At 59.1% G+C, this 17,591-nt stretch carries 27 protein-coding genes and 1 pseudogene; 23 read left to right on the top strand and 5 right to left on the bottom strand.

The window, feature by feature from the left end; translation table 11 throughout:
- Positions 1-754: 754 nt before the first annotated feature.
- The 3 genes and pseudogenes from NOX35_RS19965 to NOX35_RS19960 form a co-directional block, all read right to left on the bottom strand.
- A complete protein-coding gene (locus NOX35_RS19965) occupies positions 755-1,630 on the bottom strand; it encodes a hypothetical protein (RefSeq protein WP_256494477.1) in 876 nt (291 codons plus the stop codon).
- Positions 1,631-1,747: 117 nt separating this feature from the next.
- Positions 1,748-1,903, bottom strand: a pseudogene (locus NOX35_RS28835) (DUF4236 domain-containing protein); the annotation flags it as partial.
- A 71-nt stretch (positions 1,904-1,974) separates the two neighbouring features.
- Positions 1,975-2,595: a LexA family transcriptional regulator gene (locus tag NOX35_RS19960; protein WP_256494476.1), complete on the bottom strand. Its 621-nt coding sequence runs from the start codon at positions 2,593-2,595 to the stop codon at positions 1,975-1,977.
- A gap of 82 nt (positions 2,596-2,677) precedes the next feature.
- Here NOX35_RS19960 and NOX35_RS19955 point away from each other — a divergent pair, with 82 nt between their 5' ends.
- The 10 genes from NOX35_RS19955 (at position 2,678) to NOX35_RS19910 (ending at position 7,848) form a co-directional block, all read left to right on the top strand.
- The gene (locus NOX35_RS19955) at positions 2,678-2,932 is read left to right on the top strand and encodes a YdaS family helix-turn-helix protein (protein ID WP_256494474.1); all 255 of its coding nucleotides are present in this window, start codon (positions 2,678-2,680) and stop codon (positions 2,930-2,932) included.
- Entirely contained in the window at positions 2,925-3,107 is a 183-nt protein-coding gene (locus NOX35_RS19950) for a hypothetical protein (RefSeq protein WP_256494472.1), read from the top strand. Before NOX35_RS19955 ends, NOX35_RS19950 begins: the two co-directional genes overlap by 8 nt.
- 102 nt (positions 3,108-3,209) lie before the next feature.
- Complete coding sequence (locus NOX35_RS19945) at positions 3,210-3,689, top strand: phage regulatory CII family protein (RefSeq protein WP_256494470.1); 480 nt, start codon at positions 3,210-3,212, stop codon at positions 3,687-3,689.
- A complete protein-coding gene (locus NOX35_RS19940; protein WP_256494468.1) occupies positions 3,682-4,425 on the top strand; it encodes a phage regulatory protein/antirepressor Ant in 744 nt (247 codons plus the stop codon). The genes NOX35_RS19945 and NOX35_RS19940 overlap by 8 nt, the downstream gene beginning before the upstream one ends.
- Positions 4,422-5,201, top strand: a complete 780-nt coding sequence (locus tag NOX35_RS19935) for a helix-turn-helix domain-containing protein (protein WP_256494466.1) — start codon at positions 4,422-4,424, stop codon at positions 5,199-5,201. Before NOX35_RS19940 ends, NOX35_RS19935 begins: the two co-directional genes overlap by 4 nt.
- Positions 5,201-5,980, top strand: coding sequence for an ATP-binding protein (locus tag NOX35_RS19930; protein ID WP_256494465.1), 780 nt, complete (start codon positions 5,201-5,203; stop codon positions 5,978-5,980). Before NOX35_RS19935 ends, NOX35_RS19930 begins: the two co-directional genes overlap by 1 nt.
- Before the next feature lie 8 nt (positions 5,981-5,988).
- Positions 5,989-6,372: a DUF1064 domain-containing protein gene (locus NOX35_RS19925; protein ID WP_256494464.1), complete on the top strand. Its 384-nt coding sequence runs from the start codon at positions 5,989-5,991 to the stop codon at positions 6,370-6,372.
- Positions 6,369-6,626 (top strand): hypothetical protein, encoded by a 258-nt coding sequence (locus tag NOX35_RS19920; protein ID WP_256494463.1) that lies wholly within the window; start codon positions 6,369-6,371, stop codon positions 6,624-6,626. The genes NOX35_RS19925 and NOX35_RS19920 overlap by 4 nt, the downstream gene beginning before the upstream one ends.
- Complete coding sequence (locus NOX35_RS19915) at positions 6,617-6,859, top strand: DUF3310 domain-containing protein (protein WP_256494462.1); 243 nt, start codon at positions 6,617-6,619, stop codon at positions 6,857-6,859. Before NOX35_RS19920 ends, NOX35_RS19915 begins: the two co-directional genes overlap by 10 nt.
- Positions 6,853-7,848, top strand: coding sequence for a hypothetical protein (locus tag NOX35_RS19910; RefSeq protein ID WP_256494456.1), 996 nt, complete (start codon positions 6,853-6,855; stop codon positions 7,846-7,848). The genes NOX35_RS19915 and NOX35_RS19910 overlap by 7 nt, the downstream gene beginning before the upstream one ends.
- 475 nt (positions 7,849-8,323) lie before the next feature.
- Here the strand turns inward: NOX35_RS19910 and NOX35_RS19905 are convergent, their stop codons facing one another.
- Positions 8,324-8,554, bottom strand: a complete 231-nt coding sequence (locus NOX35_RS19905; RefSeq protein WP_256494454.1) for a hypothetical protein — start codon at positions 8,552-8,554, stop codon at positions 8,324-8,326.
- 63 nt (positions 8,555-8,617) lie between these two features.
- On the opposite strand from NOX35_RS19905, the gene NOX35_RS19900 reads away from it, so the two are divergent.
- The 13 genes from NOX35_RS19900 (at position 8,618) to NOX35_RS19840 (ending at position 16,803) form a co-directional block, all read left to right on the top strand.
- Entirely contained in the window at positions 8,618-8,914 is a 297-nt protein-coding gene (locus NOX35_RS19900; RefSeq protein WP_256496949.1) for an HNH endonuclease signature motif containing protein, read from the top strand.
- 3 nt (positions 8,915-8,917) lie between these two features.
- Positions 8,918-9,166: a hypothetical protein gene (locus NOX35_RS19895; RefSeq protein ID WP_256494452.1), complete on the top strand. Its 249-nt coding sequence runs from the start codon at positions 8,918-8,920 to the stop codon at positions 9,164-9,166.
- Positions 9,163-9,345, top strand: coding sequence for a hypothetical protein (locus NOX35_RS19890; RefSeq protein ID WP_256494451.1), 183 nt, complete (start codon positions 9,163-9,165; stop codon positions 9,343-9,345). The genes NOX35_RS19895 and NOX35_RS19890 overlap by 4 nt, the downstream gene beginning before the upstream one ends.
- A gap of 182 nt (positions 9,346-9,527) precedes the next feature.
- A complete protein-coding gene (locus NOX35_RS19885) occupies positions 9,528-9,938 on the top strand; it encodes a terminase small subunit (protein WP_256494450.1) in 411 nt (136 codons plus the stop codon).
- Positions 9,939-9,940: 2 nt separating this feature from the next.
- Positions 9,941-11,644, top strand: coding sequence for a terminase large subunit (locus NOX35_RS19880; protein ID WP_256494448.1), 1,704 nt, complete (start codon positions 9,941-9,943; stop codon positions 11,642-11,644).
- A gap of 11 nt (positions 11,645-11,655) precedes the next feature.
- Positions 11,656-12,894, top strand: coding sequence for a phage portal protein (locus tag NOX35_RS19875; protein WP_256494447.1), 1,239 nt, complete (start codon positions 11,656-11,658; stop codon positions 12,892-12,894).
- Positions 12,872-13,714, top strand: coding sequence for a head maturation protease, ClpP-related (locus NOX35_RS19870; RefSeq protein ID WP_256494446.1), 843 nt, complete (start codon positions 12,872-12,874; stop codon positions 13,712-13,714). Before NOX35_RS19875 ends, NOX35_RS19870 begins: the two co-directional genes overlap by 23 nt.
- A 64-nt stretch (positions 13,715-13,778) precedes the next feature.
- Positions 13,779-15,017, top strand: a complete 1,239-nt coding sequence (locus NOX35_RS19865) for a phage major capsid protein (RefSeq protein WP_256494445.1) — start codon at positions 13,779-13,781, stop codon at positions 15,015-15,017.
- A gap of 42 nt (positions 15,018-15,059) precedes the next feature.
- On the top strand, positions 15,060-15,212 hold the full coding sequence (locus NOX35_RS19860) for a hypothetical protein (protein WP_256494444.1): 153 nt from the start codon (positions 15,060-15,062) through the stop codon (positions 15,210-15,212).
- Positions 15,213-15,214: 2 nt separating this feature from the next.
- Complete coding sequence (locus NOX35_RS19855) at positions 15,215-15,556, top strand: head-tail connector protein (protein ID WP_256494443.1); 342 nt, start codon at positions 15,215-15,217, stop codon at positions 15,554-15,556.
- Positions 15,553-15,882, top strand: coding sequence for a phage head closure protein (locus NOX35_RS19850; RefSeq protein ID WP_256494442.1), 330 nt, complete (start codon positions 15,553-15,555; stop codon positions 15,880-15,882). The genes NOX35_RS19855 and NOX35_RS19850 overlap by 4 nt, the downstream gene beginning before the upstream one ends.
- Positions 15,879-16,469, top strand: coding sequence for an HK97 gp10 family phage protein (locus NOX35_RS19845; protein WP_256494441.1), 591 nt, complete (start codon positions 15,879-15,881; stop codon positions 16,467-16,469). The genes NOX35_RS19850 and NOX35_RS19845 overlap by 4 nt, the downstream gene beginning before the upstream one ends.
- On the top strand, positions 16,462-16,803 hold the full coding sequence (locus NOX35_RS19840; RefSeq protein ID WP_256494440.1) for a DUF3168 domain-containing protein: 342 nt from the start codon (positions 16,462-16,464) through the stop codon (positions 16,801-16,803). Before NOX35_RS19845 ends, NOX35_RS19840 begins: the two co-directional genes overlap by 8 nt.
- A 48-nt stretch (positions 16,804-16,851) precedes the next feature.
- On the opposite strand, the gene NOX35_RS19835 is transcribed toward NOX35_RS19840, so the two are convergent.
- On the bottom strand, positions 16,852-17,424 hold the full coding sequence (locus NOX35_RS19835) for an Arc family DNA-binding protein (RefSeq protein ID WP_256494439.1): 573 nt from the start codon (positions 17,422-17,424) through the stop codon (positions 16,852-16,854).
- Positions 17,425-17,591: the final 167 nt, after the last annotated feature.

Genomic DNA, 17,591 nt, shown 5'->3' with positions numbered 1-17,591 from the left:
CCTTGCTAGCAGGGCTTTGGTTTGCGCCCTGATCTCGCTCAGGGGCTGGCGCTGCTTGCGCAGTCATGTACGTGTGGCGGCGTCATCTGGTGTAAGAGGGCGGGCGACTCCTCAAACCATCGGCCAACTTTGATCCCGTGCCGGCTTTCGTGCGGCTTTAACGCTGCTTTCGCAGTTGCTGGGCCGGATCATCTGGCCTATTTGTCTCGCATGCGTTCTCCTTCGCAGCGCGCGGCTGCCTGGTTGGGATGCTTTCGCTGGCATCAATTCAGCAGTGCTCTGGTCTCACGCGTTGCACTTCTTTCCGCGTGCAGTCCCCTCTCGGCGTGAACATGCAGGAGTGAACCCACATGCCCGGACTGCTTGCCCCGTGTACCGACTCGCTCGGCTTGGGGACGGGTTTAACCCGCGCCAGACGCTGTTGATCACTGCGGCCGGCCATTTCCTCTTTGGCTTTTTAAAGACCCGTGGCACGCGGCTCGATCGCTTGGCACCCATCGCCTGCAACCTGCTGCGCTCCTTGGAGCTAACCCCGCCTTTGCTTCCTGTCGGCTTCGGCCCCGGATCGCTGGGCCTTGGGTGTGTCGCGTTCGTTGCCACGATGGGATGAAGTATAGAAAAGCTAGTCTTTCTTTGTCAAGAAAAACTAGCCTTTTGGTCTTGTTTTTCTAGCCTTGAGGATTTCTGCGCGTAAAAAAGCCCGCACGAGACGGGCTTAAGGTGGGGTAGCTGTCTTGCGAGTGCTGGGTGCGACTCAGGAGACGGATGCAATGAACTGCTGCCAGGCACTCGCAAAGCGCCGTGCTGCATCAGCATTACTGATCATGTATTCCTCATTCAACCCGCTCTTAGAGATCAGGGTGAGCTTGAAATACTCCATCACAGGAATTTCGTAGTTATTGTTGAACCTTCGGTCTGGTGATCCATCCTTATTTACCTTGGCCCAAGTTCTAGAGATTTGTTTAGAGTCTCTGGGAATAACCTCTTCTTCCTGAAATGAAGTTGCGGAAAAATTCACCTTTAGGTCTTTTAATTCAAGCAATGCAAAGGCATCTGCAGAGACGAAGTACAGCACAAAGCCAGGATATAAGAACAGGTCTCCGCCGTTAGCATTCGCAAGGTGCGGCACACGCCATGTTGAGTCAATTAGTTCGCACGAGCTGAGCTTAAATTCCACCACTTCTCTGGTGACAATCCGCGAGGCTGAGGTCCGCTCCATAATCTTATTAGCCGCTCGCTCGCTGGTTGTATCCCATATTTTTTGCGATTTCGCCATTGCGGTGAAATCGTCGCACATGCGAGAGAAGGTATGTTTTACCGCATCGGGAAGATCAATTTCAGTTTGCACCCGAGTTAGAGCCTCCTGTTCGGCAAGCTCACTTGTGAGGTCTTTTGCTTGGGCATGCTCAGCAAGGATTTCTGCAAATTTCTTCTTGAAGATGCGCCTCTTCAGCCAGCCATTGCTCCAACTGGAGGATTGCCGGCGGAGCAACATTTCAGCTGATTTTGCTGAATTTAGTTCTTGCTTGATCTTTCGACTTTCGGTTTGAGCATGCTGCAAGACGCGCTGAAAATCCGCCAAGCCAGGTGTTGTTAGAACGCTAGAGCCAGCACTTTCGATGCTGGACATTTGCGCAGAACGTTCGTAAACCGCCGGCGGCTGTATTTGATGGTTTGCAGGCTCCGATAAAAAATTAGAACTAGAGCCTGGCGACTGAGATGGGCTCAGCTGTTGTCGATACGAAAGCCCTGTGCCAAATCCGTTGAAAGTTGCTGCTGTGCCTTTGGAGCCATGGGTAATGCGAAATGGGCCCGATCCGACTGAGGTAGTGATACCGCTTGGCGAAATGGTCAGTCGTACACCAGGAATTGGACTAAAGCTTTTCCGAAATCTCCACCCCATACATCCCTCGTTTTATTTTTGGAAAATCTTATACAGAAGCCTAGATCCGCTCCCGTCTTGGGTCGGGCTTTTCAAAACACCATAGAGTCTGAGCCAACTGACCCAGCCACACGGCAGATGCACTCAATTTCTTCCAGTGGGACCGTCATTGGCTCATAGCCATTGTTGATGCTGCGCAGTTGCACTTCGTCATTGCGTGTCCAGCCCAGCTCCTTCAGTAGGCACTTTCCGTTGTGCAGCTTCACGACCACGTCACGGCCGGACTGGGCTTCGATGCTGGGCGTGACCACCACAAACTCTCCGGCGCGGTAGCGCGGGTGCATAGAGTCGCCCTTGATGCGTAGGGCGTAGGCCCGAGGATCTCCAGTCCAGTATTCCACCCACCCGTCTGGCGTGTTGTCCTGGACGAGGTAGCCATCATCCCCGCCGCGCACGCTGCCCGTCACCGGCACGCGCCTGGACTTCTTTAGTTCCGGCGCGGACTCTACATTGGATTGAATGGCAACGCTCCATTCGGGAGGAGGATAGCCGGTCGCCTTAGATATCGCCTCGATCTGCTCCAGCTTTGGCTCGTGCTTGCCTGTTTCCCAGTGACCAACATTGGCCTTTGTTCGCCCAACAGCTTCGCCCAGCTTCTCCTGGGTTAGTCCCGCGTGTTGGCGAGCTGCCTTGATCCAGTCTTTGATTTCCATTTTTCAGAATCGTAAAGATTTTCTATACTGCGTGGGCTAGTAATACTTGCCATCAGAGACTAGAAATGCTAGTCTTTCAGGTATGAAGCATCCAATTGAAAAGGCGGCAGAAATTGCCGGATCTGAAAAAGCTTTAGCCGACTGGCTTGGCGTGACGAAGGCTGCCGTCTGGCAATGGAAGCAACAAGGGCGAAAGACGCCCATTGCGCACTGCTCTGTGATTGAGGCGAAGACACATTGCGCCGTAACCCGCCGAGATCTCCGCCCCGACGACTGGCACCTGATTTGGCCCGAACTGGCGCAGCAATCGACCGCCGAGGAGGCCGCCCATGACTGATCGGTATCGCTTCGGCGGCCCCATCCCTGAATCCGTCAAGCGCATGAAAGCGCGGCGCGAGTGGCGCGCATCTCGACTGTTCACCACTGTGAAGCGTGGTCGCGCCAGGGATAGAGAGGCGGCTGCGTTGGCTGCCGCACCCTTTGCGCACACCAAGCCAGCCCAGGCCCGATGACAGGCGCTTTCCTCATTTCTTGGCGTGCATTTATTTCCATGCAGCCAGTGTCTTTCCCAGCGGCTCAGCCCGCAACGTCCTTTTTCTCGGAGTCCGGACGACATGAATGCTCTTGATGCACTGCGACGCATGGTCGCCAACTACCCAGGCGGTCGCGCTGCTCTTGCTGCCCGCTTGAACAAATCCGACGAAGTTCTGCGCAAGGAGCTGAGCGGCGTGTCCCCAAGCCACAAGATGGGCCTTGCTGACGCTGAAGAGATTGCATCTATGTGCCGTGAGGCAGGTAGCGCTGAAGCGCACGCCTTGGGGACGGTTTTCTCATTCAACGCCGGCATGCTGGCGCTGCCCGAACCGCGGCCAGGCGCTGAGAAGTGCCTTTCCAAATCCGCAGCAATCGCGGTTCGTGAAAGCGCTGATGTGCTGATGGCCATCACCGCTGCAAAGGCGGACAACAACGTCAGCGACAACGACAAGCGACTTGTGCAGCGTGAAATCGCCGAGGCGGTCGCAGCCTTGTTGGCTGTTCAACAGTCACTGGACGCCGAGCACGCTGCGGACAACCCAAGGGGGCACCATGATTGACATCAACGTTAGCACCCCCGCGTTGAAGCCCGTCACCATGAGCAGCCGCGACATTGCGGAACTGACGGGCAAGCGCCATGCCGACGTGATGCGCGACATCCGCAGCATGATGGACGCGCTGCAGCAAAACGCAGAATTGCGTTCTGTTTGTTTTTCAAGCACTTACGTGGGCGAGAACGAGCAGAGCTATCCCCAGTATGAGCTGGACAAGGACACCAGCCTGACGCTGCTGCTGGGCTATGACCCAGTGGCTCGCATGAAGGTGGTCAAGCGCTGGCAGGAGCTGGAGGCCCAGCAGCCTGCGCCAGCACAGCTGACGCGCCTGGACATTCTCAAGCTGGCCATGGCTTCGGAGCAGGCCCGCATCGAAGCTGAGGCACAGCTGGCGCTGGCTGCCCCCAAGGTTGAGTTTGTCGACCGCTACGTGCAGCCAAGTACTGGCAGCATGGGTGTTCGTGAGGTATGCAAGCTCCTCGGCGCCAAGCTGAACGCATTCACTGACTTCCTGCTCAAGCGCGGACTGATGTACCGCACCACGCCACAGGGGCCGCTCACCCCGCGCGCCGAGCACATGCACAACGGCCGCTTTGAAGCCAAGACGGGCACGGCTGAGCATGGCGAGACCTCGCACGCCTTCGTTCACTACAAGTTCACCGCCAAGGGCGTGGAGTGGATTGCAGGCCTGTGGTGCCAGCACCAGGTGCGCGAGAAGATGAGCAGCGAGGTGACTGCATGAGCTGGTCTGCACTTGCATGGGCCGTTCGTCAGCAACTGCCCAGCACCCAAAAGTTGGTGCTCATCATGCTGGCAGAGCGTCACAACAGCGATACGGGACGATGCGACCCCAGTCACGAGCGCTTGGCAGAAGACTGCGGGCTCACTCGTCGCTCTGTCATGGATCAGGTCAAGAAGCTGGAGGAGTCCGGCTACATCCGTGCGATGAACCGCGCAAAGGGTGCCTTGAAGCTGTCGAATCACTATGTCCTGAACCTGAGTTTTGGTGTTCCCGAGAAGGCACCAGCACTGCCGAATGATCCATTTTTGGTAGTGAAGCACGTTCACCAGGGTGGTGAAACAGGTTCACCAGGGGTAGTGAACCACGTTCCAAACGTAGTGAACGACGTTCACCAGGGTGGTGAAGCAGGTTCACATAAACCAGTAACTGAACCTGTAAAAGAACCTTTAAAGAAAGAAAGGGCGCCGCGCATGGCTGCGCCAGCACTACCCCGACCTGATGGCGTCACCGAGCAGACTTGGGCTGATTGGCTGGCACTGCGTAAAGCAAAAAATGCGCCGGTGAGCATGACCGTCCTGACGCTGGCTATTGCCGAGGCTGAGAAGGCATCGCTGGACCTGGAGAACTTTCTGCAGATTTGGTGTCTGCGCGGCAGTCAGGGTCTGCAGGCCGATTGGCTCAAGCCTGCTGATTTGACTGGTCGTCCCAAGACCTCCAAAACCCCGGTGCGTGACAACTTCGGCGGCGTGAACTACGGCCAAGCGAGGAAGATCTGATGAACTTGCTTGCATCCCGCATTCATCGCCCGCCCCTGACGCGCGAGAGCACCTGCCCGACGCATGGCCTGTTTCTGAGCCGTTGCCATCTGGGTGACATTTGGACCAAATGCAACCTGTGTGCCGAAGAAGCGAAGGCGAAAGAGGAGGCTCAGGCCCAGGACGAGCAAAAGCGTCGTGCCCGCGAAGCGTGGGAGAAGCGCCTTGGCTCGGCCGCCATCCCTGAGCGCTTCCAGAGCTGCCGCTTGCGCAACTACATAGCGGAGACCCCGGAGCAGCAGGCAGCGTTGCGCTTCGCCAGGGACTACGCAGACAACTTCTCCGTGGTGCAGAGCAAGGGCCGTGGCGCGATCTTCGTTGGCAACGTCGGCACAGGTAAGACGCACTTAGCCGTCGGTATCGGCATGCAGGTCATGCACACGCATGGTGCTTCAGTGCTGTTTAGCACGGTCGCCCGCGCTGTCCGTCGCATTAAGGACACCTGGGCCAAGCGTAGCGGAGAGACCGAAGGCGAAGCCATTGCTGCGATGGTGTTCCCAGACCTCTTGATCTTGGATGAGGTTGGAGTGCAGTTTGGCAGCGATTTTGAAAAGAACCTGCTGTTTGACGTGCTCAACGAGCGCTACGAGAAGCGTAAGCCGTCGCTGTTCTTGTCAAACCTTTCCATAGACGATGTTGCCGCGTTCCTGGGGGAGCGTGTGATGGACCGCCTGCGTGAGGATGGCGGCGACGTTATGCCGTTCCAGTGGGAAAGCTATCGCGGGAGGGCGACAGAGTGAACAAGAAAATGAAGTTGACAGGACACGCGCTGAAGCTGGTTCCCAGGACCCAGGGCTCCAAGTACGGCAATAGGAAGATCACTGCAGGGGATGGCACCAAGTTCGACAGCTTGGCCGAGCTCCACCGCTGGTCACACCTGCAGATGCTGCAGCGCGGCGGTCACATCAGCGATCTGCGCCGGCAGGTGGTGTTCGAGATGGTCCCATCGGTCAAGTTTGCTGGCGCTTCGCGCGCCCGGCCTGCAATCCGCTACATCGCTGACTTCGTGTACCTGGAGCAGGGCATCGAGGTGATTGAGGATGTGAAGGGCGTGGAGACTCCTGAGTTCAAGCTCAAGCGCCACCTGATGAAGGCTCTGCTGGGCCTGGAAGTAAAGGTGGTCAAAAAATGACCCAGGCATTGCACCCCGCATTCTTTGGCAAGGTCGTTCCCCTGGCTGGCCAGCGTAAGCCGCCCAGCGCATCGCGCATCACGCGGCTGGTGTGGCCGACCTACAAGCGCCTGAGCGATGGCCGCTACCTCATTGAGCACTGGATGGAAAACCGCAGCTGCAACCTGATGCAGGTGGGTAGCAGCATGGTCTGCGTGGTCGACGACTACGGCAGTCTGGTGGCGGTAGAGGACAGGGGGCGCGCATGGTGGTGACAAGCGCACTCGACACTCAGGCCGGTGGCAGCCATTACAAGGACTGCAAGATCCAGCCCATTGAGTTCATTCACGCCAATGGCCTGGACTTCTTCCAGGGCAACATCATCAAGTACGCGACCCGGCACAAGGCCAAGAACGGGGCCGAGGATTTGCGCAAGGTGATCCACTACGCGCAGCTGGCGCTGGAGCTGCAGTACGGCGAAAAGCCGGAAGGCGGTTCCACATGCTGATGCGTCGAACTCCACTCAAGCCCGGCAAGGGCTTCAGGTCTCGCGGCTCATGGGCTGGCGCTGGGCTCCGTGATGAGCAGGATGAAGGCCATCACTACGAGTCTGGCCAGGCTTGCAGTCGTGAGCAGCGGCTGCAGGATCGCGCCCAGCGCCAGCTGGAGAGCGCCCGAGCAACCGCTGAGATGGTGCCTGCCAATGTGGTGATGGTCCCCGGCGCCGGCGCCACGGGCATTGCAATGCGTAAGGAGAAGGCCATCGAGAGCGAGCCCTATCGCCGCCTGGTCGCGCAGCTGCCATGCGTGTGGTGTGGCATTGAGGGGTACAGCCAGCACGCGCACCTCAATTACGGCAAGGGCCTGGGACTGAAGACGGATGACCGCACGGGGTTCCCGCTCTGCTGCAGCCGTCCTGGCAATGAAGGCTGCCATGTGGCCTATGACAACTACCGGCTGCTGGAAGCCGGCGGGCGCGAGGCTCACCGTGAGTACGGCCTGGAGGCTGGGCGCTTCACGCGCGAGCAGGTTCTGAAAGCTGGCCTGTGGCCGGCCTCATTGCCGAGGTGGGTTGAGGCCCGACCTCTGGCAGACGATCACAACAATCAGGAGAGAGCATTGAGCAGCACAGCAACACAGCAGATCGACGTCGATCAAGCCGGCGGCGTGGTGAATGAGATTCTGCAAGAGTGGCACCAGTGGTGCTCAAACACTCGCGTGGGGTCTGGCTATGGGAGTCGCTCGGCATCCTGCAGCATCGGCCCGGGAGGCGGTGGCGTGTGGGAGGTCGCAGACTTGGAGACTGTGGATGCTGTGATCGACGCAATCCCGCAGCCCTATCGCACAGCCATCTCTTTCATGGCTCGCAACCTCTCTTGCCGCGCCCAGGTCTGGAGCAGTCCGCGTCTCCCCGCTCAGCGTGATGAGTTGAAGGTGCTGCTGCTGGAGGCGCGCAATATGCTCACGCGCGGCCTCATCGCAAAAGGCGTTCTCTGATGCTTGACGCCCCACAATTTTTTGGCAGAATACGAAGCGGACCGGGATAGCTGCGTCCAAAAATTCTGAAGCCTTAGCCTAGCCGCTGGGGCTTTTTTGTTTCGTTAGGTATGCTGGCCGCTTTATGTTGAAAGCGGGGCATGATTATTAATACCGACAGAGCTAACGAGGCAAGAAGTTTGGCGGATGCTGCTCAAGCGCTGCGGCCTGGGGCGCAGACGGAATTTCCTCTCAGTGAGCAATTTCAAGGCAGAGAGTTGGAAGTTATCGAGGGTGCCAGGAACATCCTGAACAGTGAAGGCGATTCACATATCGGATTGACGGTGCCAAGAGCGGGGTACGTAGCCATACAGGCCTAGTTTGATTGCTTCCATGCAGCCACCTTCGGGTGGCTTTTTCGTTTTCGCTGCCACCGAGCACGCCCGACGATCACGCGCATTGCTTCAGGGGCGGATCACTCGGTGGCGGCACCTATTTAGATCCGGGTGAGGATTTCGCCAGTACTGACAACTTGGAACTGGGTTTCAGACTGAACGTTTAACTTCTCGCGGTTCATGTTCTCGTAGTACTTCAATCCTGGGCGGACATCACTCTTGCCGTCTAGGTAAGTGGTCGAATGGAAGTCTTGGTATTCAATGACTTGCAGCTTACTGCCGTGGGCATCGCGCACTTCAATGCGCGCGGTTTCCTTCTTGATAACAGCCATGGATCCTCCCGTAGTTGATCTAACAGTATGCCCAAGCTCCAAACGTTGAAGTCAGCGGTGCCGATGTTGGACACCAGGCGAGTGCAGACCATGCAGGCGGGCAGCTGGCGCACCAGCGAACAGACCGCCGCCCAGCGCGGCTATGGCTACAAGTGGCAGAAGGCCCGGGCACAGTTCCTGCGTGAGCATCCACTCTGCGTGATGTGCGAGGCGGATGGTCGTGTGGAGGCCGCGACGGTGGTCGACCACATTACCCCGCATCGAGGCGATCAGTCGCTGTTCTGGCGCCGGAGCAACTGGCAGTCGCTGTGCAGTACTCATCATTCCCGTGACAAGCAGCGCGCCGAGCAAAGGATGTGACCCATGGAACGTATGCAGCACCCATCAAACAATGCCGTGCTTGGCGCGCCGGCAGGCTGGGATCAGAAGACATTGCCTTGCAATGCTCTGCCCATCACCAGCACCGACTGGGATGGCGTGCCGGCAGTGGTTTCGTTCTGGAAGCCTACGCCTGCAGAGATTGAGGCGATCAGGGCGGGTCAGCCTGTCATGTTGTGGGTGGCCGGCAGCACCATGCCGCCCGTTGCGTTGATGGTGGAAGGCAAGTCATGAACGGAGCCCAGGAAAAGCTCGGCGTCCTGATTGACGAGCTCGACTCTCTCAGTGCTGCGCTCGACATGCCCATGCCAGACGCGACGCACGTACAAGCACTTAGGTCTTCGCTGCCTGCGAAGGTAAGCGCTCTCAAGGATGCGTTCGTTGAGATGACGGGCGAGAACCCTTGGGGCTGAGATCGCGGCGCCAGTCGCCTCCTGACGCGGCCTGATGGCATCGAAGGGGGAGGGGGGAGGTCAAAGCCTGGGGGCGCTCGGCCTCTAGACCGCCCTGTTCCGCACGCGCAGAAAATTTTCCCCTGTATGAATAAATCCGGGGGTGGAATTCAAAGAAATCAAAGAATTCAAAGGAGCCGCTTATGCCAAGAGGTGGCGCGCGGCCCGGGGCTGGCCGCCCAAAAAAACAGCCCGAAGAGGTAAAGCCAAGCAAGAAGGCGGCGCTACAAGCTGCGCCTCCCCAGGTAGATGCAAATGGCTACAAGGACGATCCGAAGTGGCCATTCGGCAAGCAGCCGCCTGCTGAGCCAGAGCCGCCGCCGGATCTGAGCGACCTCATGCCGCTGGATTACCTGCTTGAGGTGATGCGGGATCACACTGAGGAGCGCGGCCGTCGGATGCAGGCCGCCACGTTGGCGGCACCTTACTGCCACCCCAAAAAGGGCGAGGCAGGCAAGAAGGAAGAGAAGAACGCTGCGGCGAAAAAGATCGCCAGCCGGTTTGCGCCGGCCGCGCCTCCAAAGTTGGTGGCCGCTAACGGACAGAAGGTATAGACATGGAATGGAGCACCGCTTGCATTGACTGGGAAGAACGGTTGGTGAAGCGGAAGTCCATCATTCCTCCGCCGATCTTCCAGGACCGGGCCGAGCAGGCCCTGGCCATCTTCAAGGAACTCAAGGTCGTTGACCTGCCCAAGGTCTGGGATGCTGAGCTCGATGAGTACCGCCCCCCGACATTTGGGGAGTGCTCCGAAGAGTGGGTCTTCGACTTTGTGCGCGTCATCTTTGGCGCTTACGACGCCGAGACAGGCAAACAGCTGATCCGTGAATACGGACTGCTGATCAGCAAGAAGAACACGAAATCCACCATCGCCGCGGGCATCATGCTCACGGCGCTGATCCTGTGCTGGCGCGAGGATGAGGAGCACCTGATCCTTGCACCGACCAAGGAAGTGGCCGATAACTCCTTCAAGCCGGCGGCCAGCATGGTTCGCGCCGATGAGGAGCTTTCTGCGCTGTTCCACATTCAGGACCATATTCGGACCATCACCCATCGGGTGAACCGCAACAGTCTGAAGGTGGTGGCCGCCGACACGGACACGGTCTCCGGCAAGAAGTCGGGCAAGATCCTGGTGGACGAGCTCTGGCTGTTTGGCAAGCGTGCCAATGCTGACGCCATGTTTCAGGAGGCGCTGGGCGGCCAGGTGTCGCGCGAAGAGGGCTGGGTCATTTTCCTGACCACCCAGTCCGATGAAGCCCCGGAGGGGGTGTTCAAGGCCAAGCTGGATTACTGGCGCGATGTGCGCGATGGCAAGGTCGTCAGCCTCAAGACGCTGGGCATCCTGTACGAGTTCCCCGAGGCGATGATCAAGTCCAAGGCCTATCTGGACCCGGAAAACTTCTACATCACCAATCCGAACCTGGGCCGCTCAGTCAGCAAGGAGTGGCTGACCGACGAGATGCAAAAGCGCTCTCCGGAGCAGGACGGTGGTTTCCAGCGCTTCCTGGCCAAGCACCTGAATATCCAGATCGGCCTGAACCTGCGGGCCAACCGCTGGACCGGTGCCGACTTCTGGGAGAAGCGTGGCGACAAGCGCATCAGTCTGGACTTCATCCGGGCTGAGTGCGAGGTGGTGACCGTAGGCATCGACGGCGGCGGGCTGGATGACTTGCTGGGCTTTGCCATCGATGGGCGTTTGCGGGATACGCAGAACTGCGCTCTGTGGAACAAGGCATGGATCCATCCCATTGCGATTGAGCGGCGCAAGTCCGAAGAGGCGAAGTACCGGGATTTTGAGAAGGATGGGGACTTGGTTGTCGTGGAGCGACCGGGCCAGGACTTGGAGGAACTCGCCGCGCTGTGCAAGCAGATCTTTGATTGGGGCCTGCTGGCCAGGATCGGCCTGGACCCCGAGCGCACGCACAAGGTTGTTTTCCAGGCATTGATTGATGCCGGCATCCCCGAGGATCTGATCATTGGTATCTCGCAGGGCTGGAAGCTCACCGGCGCGATGGCGGTGGCTGAGCGCGGCTTGCTGGACGGAAGCCTGGTGCATGCCGCGCAGCCGCTCATGGCCTGGAGCGTTGGCAATGCCAAGGTCGTGCCCTCTGGCAATGCCTCCCTCATCACCAAGCAGGCCAGCGGCACAGCCAAGATTGACCCGCTGATGGCCTCCTTGAATGCGGTCACTTTGATGGCCACGAATCCAGAAGCCAAAGGGCCATCTGTTTACGAGACGCGCGGCATGCGCTTCCTATAGGGCACGACTACATGAAATTACTCGACAAGCTGTTCGGGCGCAGTCCCGAGGCCAAGTCGCGCCCGCGTGCCAGTGCTGAGGGGATTGCCTTTCAGGGTCTGGATGATCCGGCGCTGCTGGAGTTCATTCGCAATGGGCAGACGACCTCCGCAAACCGAATGGTGCGCAACATGGCCGCGCTGCGCAGCCTTTCGCTCATCAGCAATGGCCTGGGCATGCTTCCCATCAGCCTCTATGAGGCAGGGTCGAACAAGAAGGTGATGCGCGAGCATCAGGCGCACAAGTTGATTCGGGTCAAGCCGAACCCCTGGCAGACGCCCATGGAGTTCAAGAGCCAGATGCAGTTGCTGCTCGAGACCGAGGGCAATGCCTATGCACGCATCATCCGGTCAGGCACTCGACCTATTCACCTGATCCCCTTTGAGAAAGGCCGGGTGCAGGCCAAGTTGGGCAGCAACTACCGCATGCAGTACACCTGCACCACGGAAAACGGCAATCAGCTCACCCTGGACCAGGAGGAAATCCTGCACATTCGCGAGATCTCGTTTGATGGTGTGCTTGGCCTGTCCAAGCGCCAACTGTCAGAAGAGGTGTTCGAGCTCGCAGCATCCGCTCAGCGCGCAGCAGTCAATGTGTTCAAGACCGGCGTCATGGCCGGCGGCTCGATCGAGGTGCAGAACGCGCTGTCCGACCGGGCATTTGACCGGATGAAGCAGTCGCTGAACGACGAATACAGCGGCGCTGAGAACATGGCCAAGTGGATGATCCTGGAAGAGGGCGCGAAGGCCAACCAGTTCAGCTCCACCGCAAAGGACGGTCAGCAGATCGAGAACCGCAATCATCAGATTGAAGAGGTTGCCCGCCTTTACGGTGTGCCGCGTCCCTTGCTGATGATGGATGACACCAGCTGGGGCTCGGGCATCGAGCAACTGGCCATCTTCTTTGTGCAGTTCACCATGGCGCCGCGTTTCGTGTGCTGGGAGCAGGCGCTGGCCCGCTCTCTGCTCACCGACCGCGAGCGCGAGACGCTCTATTTCAAGACCAACGAGCGCGCGCTGCTGCGCGGCACGCTCAAGGACCAGGCGGACTACTTCGCCAAAGCACTTGGCTCCGGCGGCCACCAGCCGTGGCACACCGCCAATGAAATCCGCGATCTTGCCGAATATCCGGCAGATTCAGACCCGAAGTTCAACACCCTGGGCGATCCCTCGGGGAAGAAAGCAAGCAATGAGCCTCAAAAAGCTACCTGAGATCCGGGCCGACCACCGCCTGGCCAAGGCTGGTTTTGACCTGCGGCCTGATGCTGTGGACCGCTGGGAACCCGCCGTGTGCGCGAAGGCTGGCGATGACGCCGAAGCCAGCATCTCCATCTATGACTCCATCGGGGAGAACTGGGAGGGAACGGGCATCACCTCCAAGCGCATCAGCGCCGCCCTGCGCTCCATCGGCGCCAAGGATGTGGTGGTCAACATCAACAGCCCGGGCGGCGACTTCTTCGAGGGCATGGCCATCTACAACCTCCTGCGCGAGCACCAGGGCAAGGTAACGGTGCGGGTCCTGGGTGTGGCGGCCTCTGTGGCATCGGTCATTGCCATGGCCGGCGACGAGATCCTGATCGGTGACGGTGCGTTCTTCATGATCCACAACGCTTGGGCCGTGGCCGTTGGCAACCGTCACGACATGATGGATTCGGCCAAGCTGCTGGAGCCTTTCGATGCCGCCATGGCCGCGCTGTACGCGCACCAGACGGGCATGAGCGCTGCCGAGGCGGCCGCCATGATGGACAAGGAAACCTGGATAGGTGCCCAGCAGGCCGTCGATGATGGTTTCGCCACCGGCCTGCTCCCATCGTCTGAGATCACCAAATCCACCCAGGCCAGCACGAAAAGCAAACCGCTGGCGCTGATCGAGGCGTCCATGGCAAAGGCGGGCATCTCCCGTCATTCCCGTCGAGACACCTTCAAAGCCCTGTTTTCTGGCATGCCGGGCGCTGCCGAAACCGCCACGCCGAGCGCTGGCCCTGAAGTCGCAGCTTCGCTGCAATCGCTGCTGAACACGCTCCGCGCGTAAGCAGCAACTCACCCAACCTACAGACCGCCCCAGAGGCGGTTTTTTCGTTTCTGAAAGGGCCATCATGGCTAAGCACTATCCCGTTCCACGCGGCGTCATGGCCGTCCGCGCTGAAGGCGCAGCCCCCACTAATGCCGAAGTCAAGGCCTTGGTGGAAGGCGTGCAAGCAGCGTTCGCGCAGTTCAAGGCCGAGCACACCAAACAGCTCGAAGAGGTCAAGGCCGGCCGCTCCGGCGCTGACCAGGAAGCAAAGCTGGAAAAGATCAACTCTGCGCTGAGCGGCCTGCAAAAGGAAGTCGAAGACGCGCACACCAAGATCGCCGCTGGACAGATGGGCGGCCCTGGCGCAGCGCTGCGCGACAAGGAATACACCGACTCGTTCAACGCTCACATGCGCAAGGGCGACGTCCAGGCCGCGCTGAACAAGGGTGTGGCCGAAGAAGGCGGCTTCCTCACTCCTGTGGAGTGGGATCGCACCATCACCGACCGGCTGCGCGACGAATCTCCCATGCGCGAACTGGCTCAGGTGCAACCTACCAGCAAGGCCGGCTGGTCCAAGCTGTTCAACATGGGCGGCACCGGCAGCGGCTGGGTCGGCGAAACCGACGCGCGTCCCGAAACGGCTACCCCCGTTCTGGCATCTCTGGGCTTTGGGCATGGCGAGATCTACGCCAACCCCGCAGCCACCCAGCAACTGCTGGACGATTCGGAAATCAACATCGAGGCCTGGCTGGCCGCCGAAGTGCAGGCCGAGTTCGCCGAGCAAGAAGGTGCGGCCTTCATCAGCGGCGACGGTGTCAAGAAGCCTGCAGGCATCCTGACCTACGTCACCGGCGGCGCCAACGCGGCCAAGCACCCCTTTGGGGCCATTCAGGCCATCAACAGTGGTGCCGCAACGGACATCAGCTCCGACGCTGTGCTCGATCTGATCTATGGTCTGCCCAAGAAGTACCGCCAGAACGCGCGCTTCCTGACCAACAACCTGACCATCGCCAAGTTGCGCAAGCTCAAGGACGGCCAGGGCAATTACCTCTGGCAGCCCTCTGCCCAGGCTGGCCAGCCCGCCACGTTGCACGGCTACGGCCTCGCCGAAGACGAGAACATGCCCGATGTGGCCGCAAATGCCATCCCGGTGCTGTTCGGTGACTACAAGCGCGGCTACCTGATCATCGATCGTATGGGCGTGCGCGTGCTGCGCGATCCCTACACCAAGAAGCCCTACGTGCTGTTCTACACGACCAAGCGCGTGGGCGGCGGCGTGCAGAACCCCGAGTGCCTGCGTGCCCTGAAAGTGGCGGCTTAACCAAGAAGGGGCTCCGGCCCCTTCCCCATTCAGGAGAAGACGATGAAAGCAACCAAGCCATTCAAGGGCGTCAAGGACGGCGACATCTACCCCACCGAGTTCAAAGCCGGTGATGAAATCCCGCCCGAGCTGGAAGCCGCGGCTGTTGAGCTGGGCGCGGCTGATGCAAAGAAAGAGCCGGCCAAGAAGGCCTGACCATGCCCATTTTGACCACCGAGCAGGCTATGGAGCATTGCCGGGCCAACCCGGCAGACGCCGCGATGGTCTCGCTATATCTGGGCGCGGCGATTGACGCTGCGCAGGAATACCTCGGCCGAAGGGTGTTCGCTGATCAGGCCGAGTTGGATGCTGCGGTGACTGCGGGCACTTCCGGCGAGTTGCCGATGGTGGCTACCTACTCAGTCAAGGCAGCGGTGCTGCTGATCTGCGGCCATCTGTTCGCGAACCGCGAGGATGTGGTGGTCGGGGCGCAGTCCTTTGCAATGCCCAACGGATCGCGCGACTTGCTGCGTCCCCATCGAAAGGTGCAAGGCCTATGACCACGTTTCGCGCCGGCACTCTTCGAGACCGCATCCGCATCCAGCGCCGTTTGCCCGGTGGGAGCTATGGGCAGCCGTCCAACACCTGGGAGGATGCGCTGCCCGGGCCCATCTGGGCCAACATCCGCTTTGCTTCCGGAAGTGAGACTATCCGGGCCGGGCAGATTGCCAGCAAGGCCCAGGCCAGTATCCGCATACGCAAGCGCGCGGGCATCACTGCCGAGATGCGGGCGATGTGCGACGGCGTGGAGTACGCCATCAAGGCCGTCCTCCCTGACCGCCAGCACCGTGAATATGTGGATCTGGTCTGTGAGGTGACAGGATGAGCGTCGCTCCGTCAAGGCGAGGCGGTGGATTGGTGCTCACCGGGCGCAACACCGTTGATATTGGCGTTGATCTCAGCGGCCTTGATGATCTGCTTCAGGAATGGGGTGACGCTGTGGAGGGGGCTACTCGACCGGCGGCCCAAGCTGCAGCACAGGTTTTGTATGACCGGGTAGAGACCAATGTGGCTGCTATTGGTTACGTGACAGGTAACTTGCGGCAGTCGATCTACCAGGCATTTTCTGCGACGCACAGTAGTGATGGCATTGCCACGTATCACATCAGCTGGAACCACAAGAAGGCTCCACATGGGCACTTGCTTGAAAACGGCCACTGGCAGCGGTACGCAGTACGAATCACCGAGGATGGCTGGCGAACGCTGGTTCGGCCGGAGAAGCAGGGCACCAAGAAGCCGGGCCGCCGTGCCAGTCAAGCGGAGAAGGATGCCTACTATGTGCCGCGCCCAGGAGGTCCCGTCTACATTCCCGGCAAGGCCTTCCTGCGCAGGGCAAGTGTGGTTGCGCCGCAGGCCACCCATGCGGCGCGAGAGGTGCTGCTTGCAGCAATCGCAGAGGTGAGTAATGGATGAAGTCTTGCACGAGGCCATTGCGGCCGTGATCCCGAATTGCTTTGGCACTGTGGCCCCGGCCAATGCGCCGACGCCTTATGTGATCTGGCAGCGCTTTGGCGGCAACAGCAGCGAATACTTGGACAACGAAGACGCCCAGGTCGAAACTGCTTTGGTGCAGGTCCGCATCTTCAGCACTGACATTCAGGACCCAAAGCGTCTGATGCCGCAACTCGTGAGTGCACTGCGGTCGCATCCTGAGTTGGTGATCCGTCCCAGCGGGGGCATGCGCGATGACTATGACCACGACATGGGGCTGTTCAGTGGCGACCAGGATCTTGATGTGTCGTTCTGAGGTTTCTTTTGCTGCAAAAGACTGCGCCGTCTAGTACATGACCATGAACTAATGTTGCGATGGCTTTTTTGAGCGTGGTTTGGACTTTGCTACGAGCTCGTTTAGCTCCTGGGTGCTGCTCCGTAGATCCTTGATGCGATCAATGACTGCGGAAAACCCGGTTGGTTCTTCGCTATCAGGCACTACTTTCAACTGGCCGCTTTCGATGCGCTTGTTCATGGCATCTTTAACGCCCAACAGGCCATCAATCATGTTCGTGATCGTCTCTTGCATGATTTCGCCTTCCCTATCAAGGATCCCTTGAATGATTTGGCCGATGCTGGAGTCTTTGTTCATCAGGTCGCTAGGGCACATTTTCGCCATCTGAATGACGAGCAACTGAGCTGCCAAGAGATCTGACTTTGTCTTACTTGCTTGCAGAACCGCTATTGCTGCATCGCCCTCCATCTCCAGCATCTTCTGCTGAAGAGCGGAGGGGTCGTTCTGCGGGTCGAGACTAGCTGTTAGGCGCGCAACAACCTCAGCGGTCAGGGAGCGCTTATTTTCGGCGGCTGCCGCATCCAGAGCATCTTTCAACTCCTGCGGTATGCGCATGTAAATGGTTGGATCTGTTCTCGCCATCTATGCACTGTGCCATGAAAAGTGCTTGCAAAGTTCTATTCACCGTGCTTAGAATTGCAGCGTGCACAGAAGGTGCATAGAAATTATGGAAGGGTGACTATGAATACGAAGCATGTTGAATACGCTCCAAAGCCTGTGCAGGTAAGACTCAAGCCCGAGCTTCACGC

Origin of the sequence: Comamonas sp. C11 (assembly GCF_024496285.1) — a bacterium.
GTDB classification, from domain to species: Bacteria; Pseudomonadota; Gammaproteobacteria; order Burkholderiales; family Burkholderiaceae_C; genus Comamonas; species Comamonas testosteroni_F.
The sequence above is the reverse complement of the archived record's forward strand: the minus strand, read 5'-3'. Positions and strand labels throughout refer to the sequence as shown.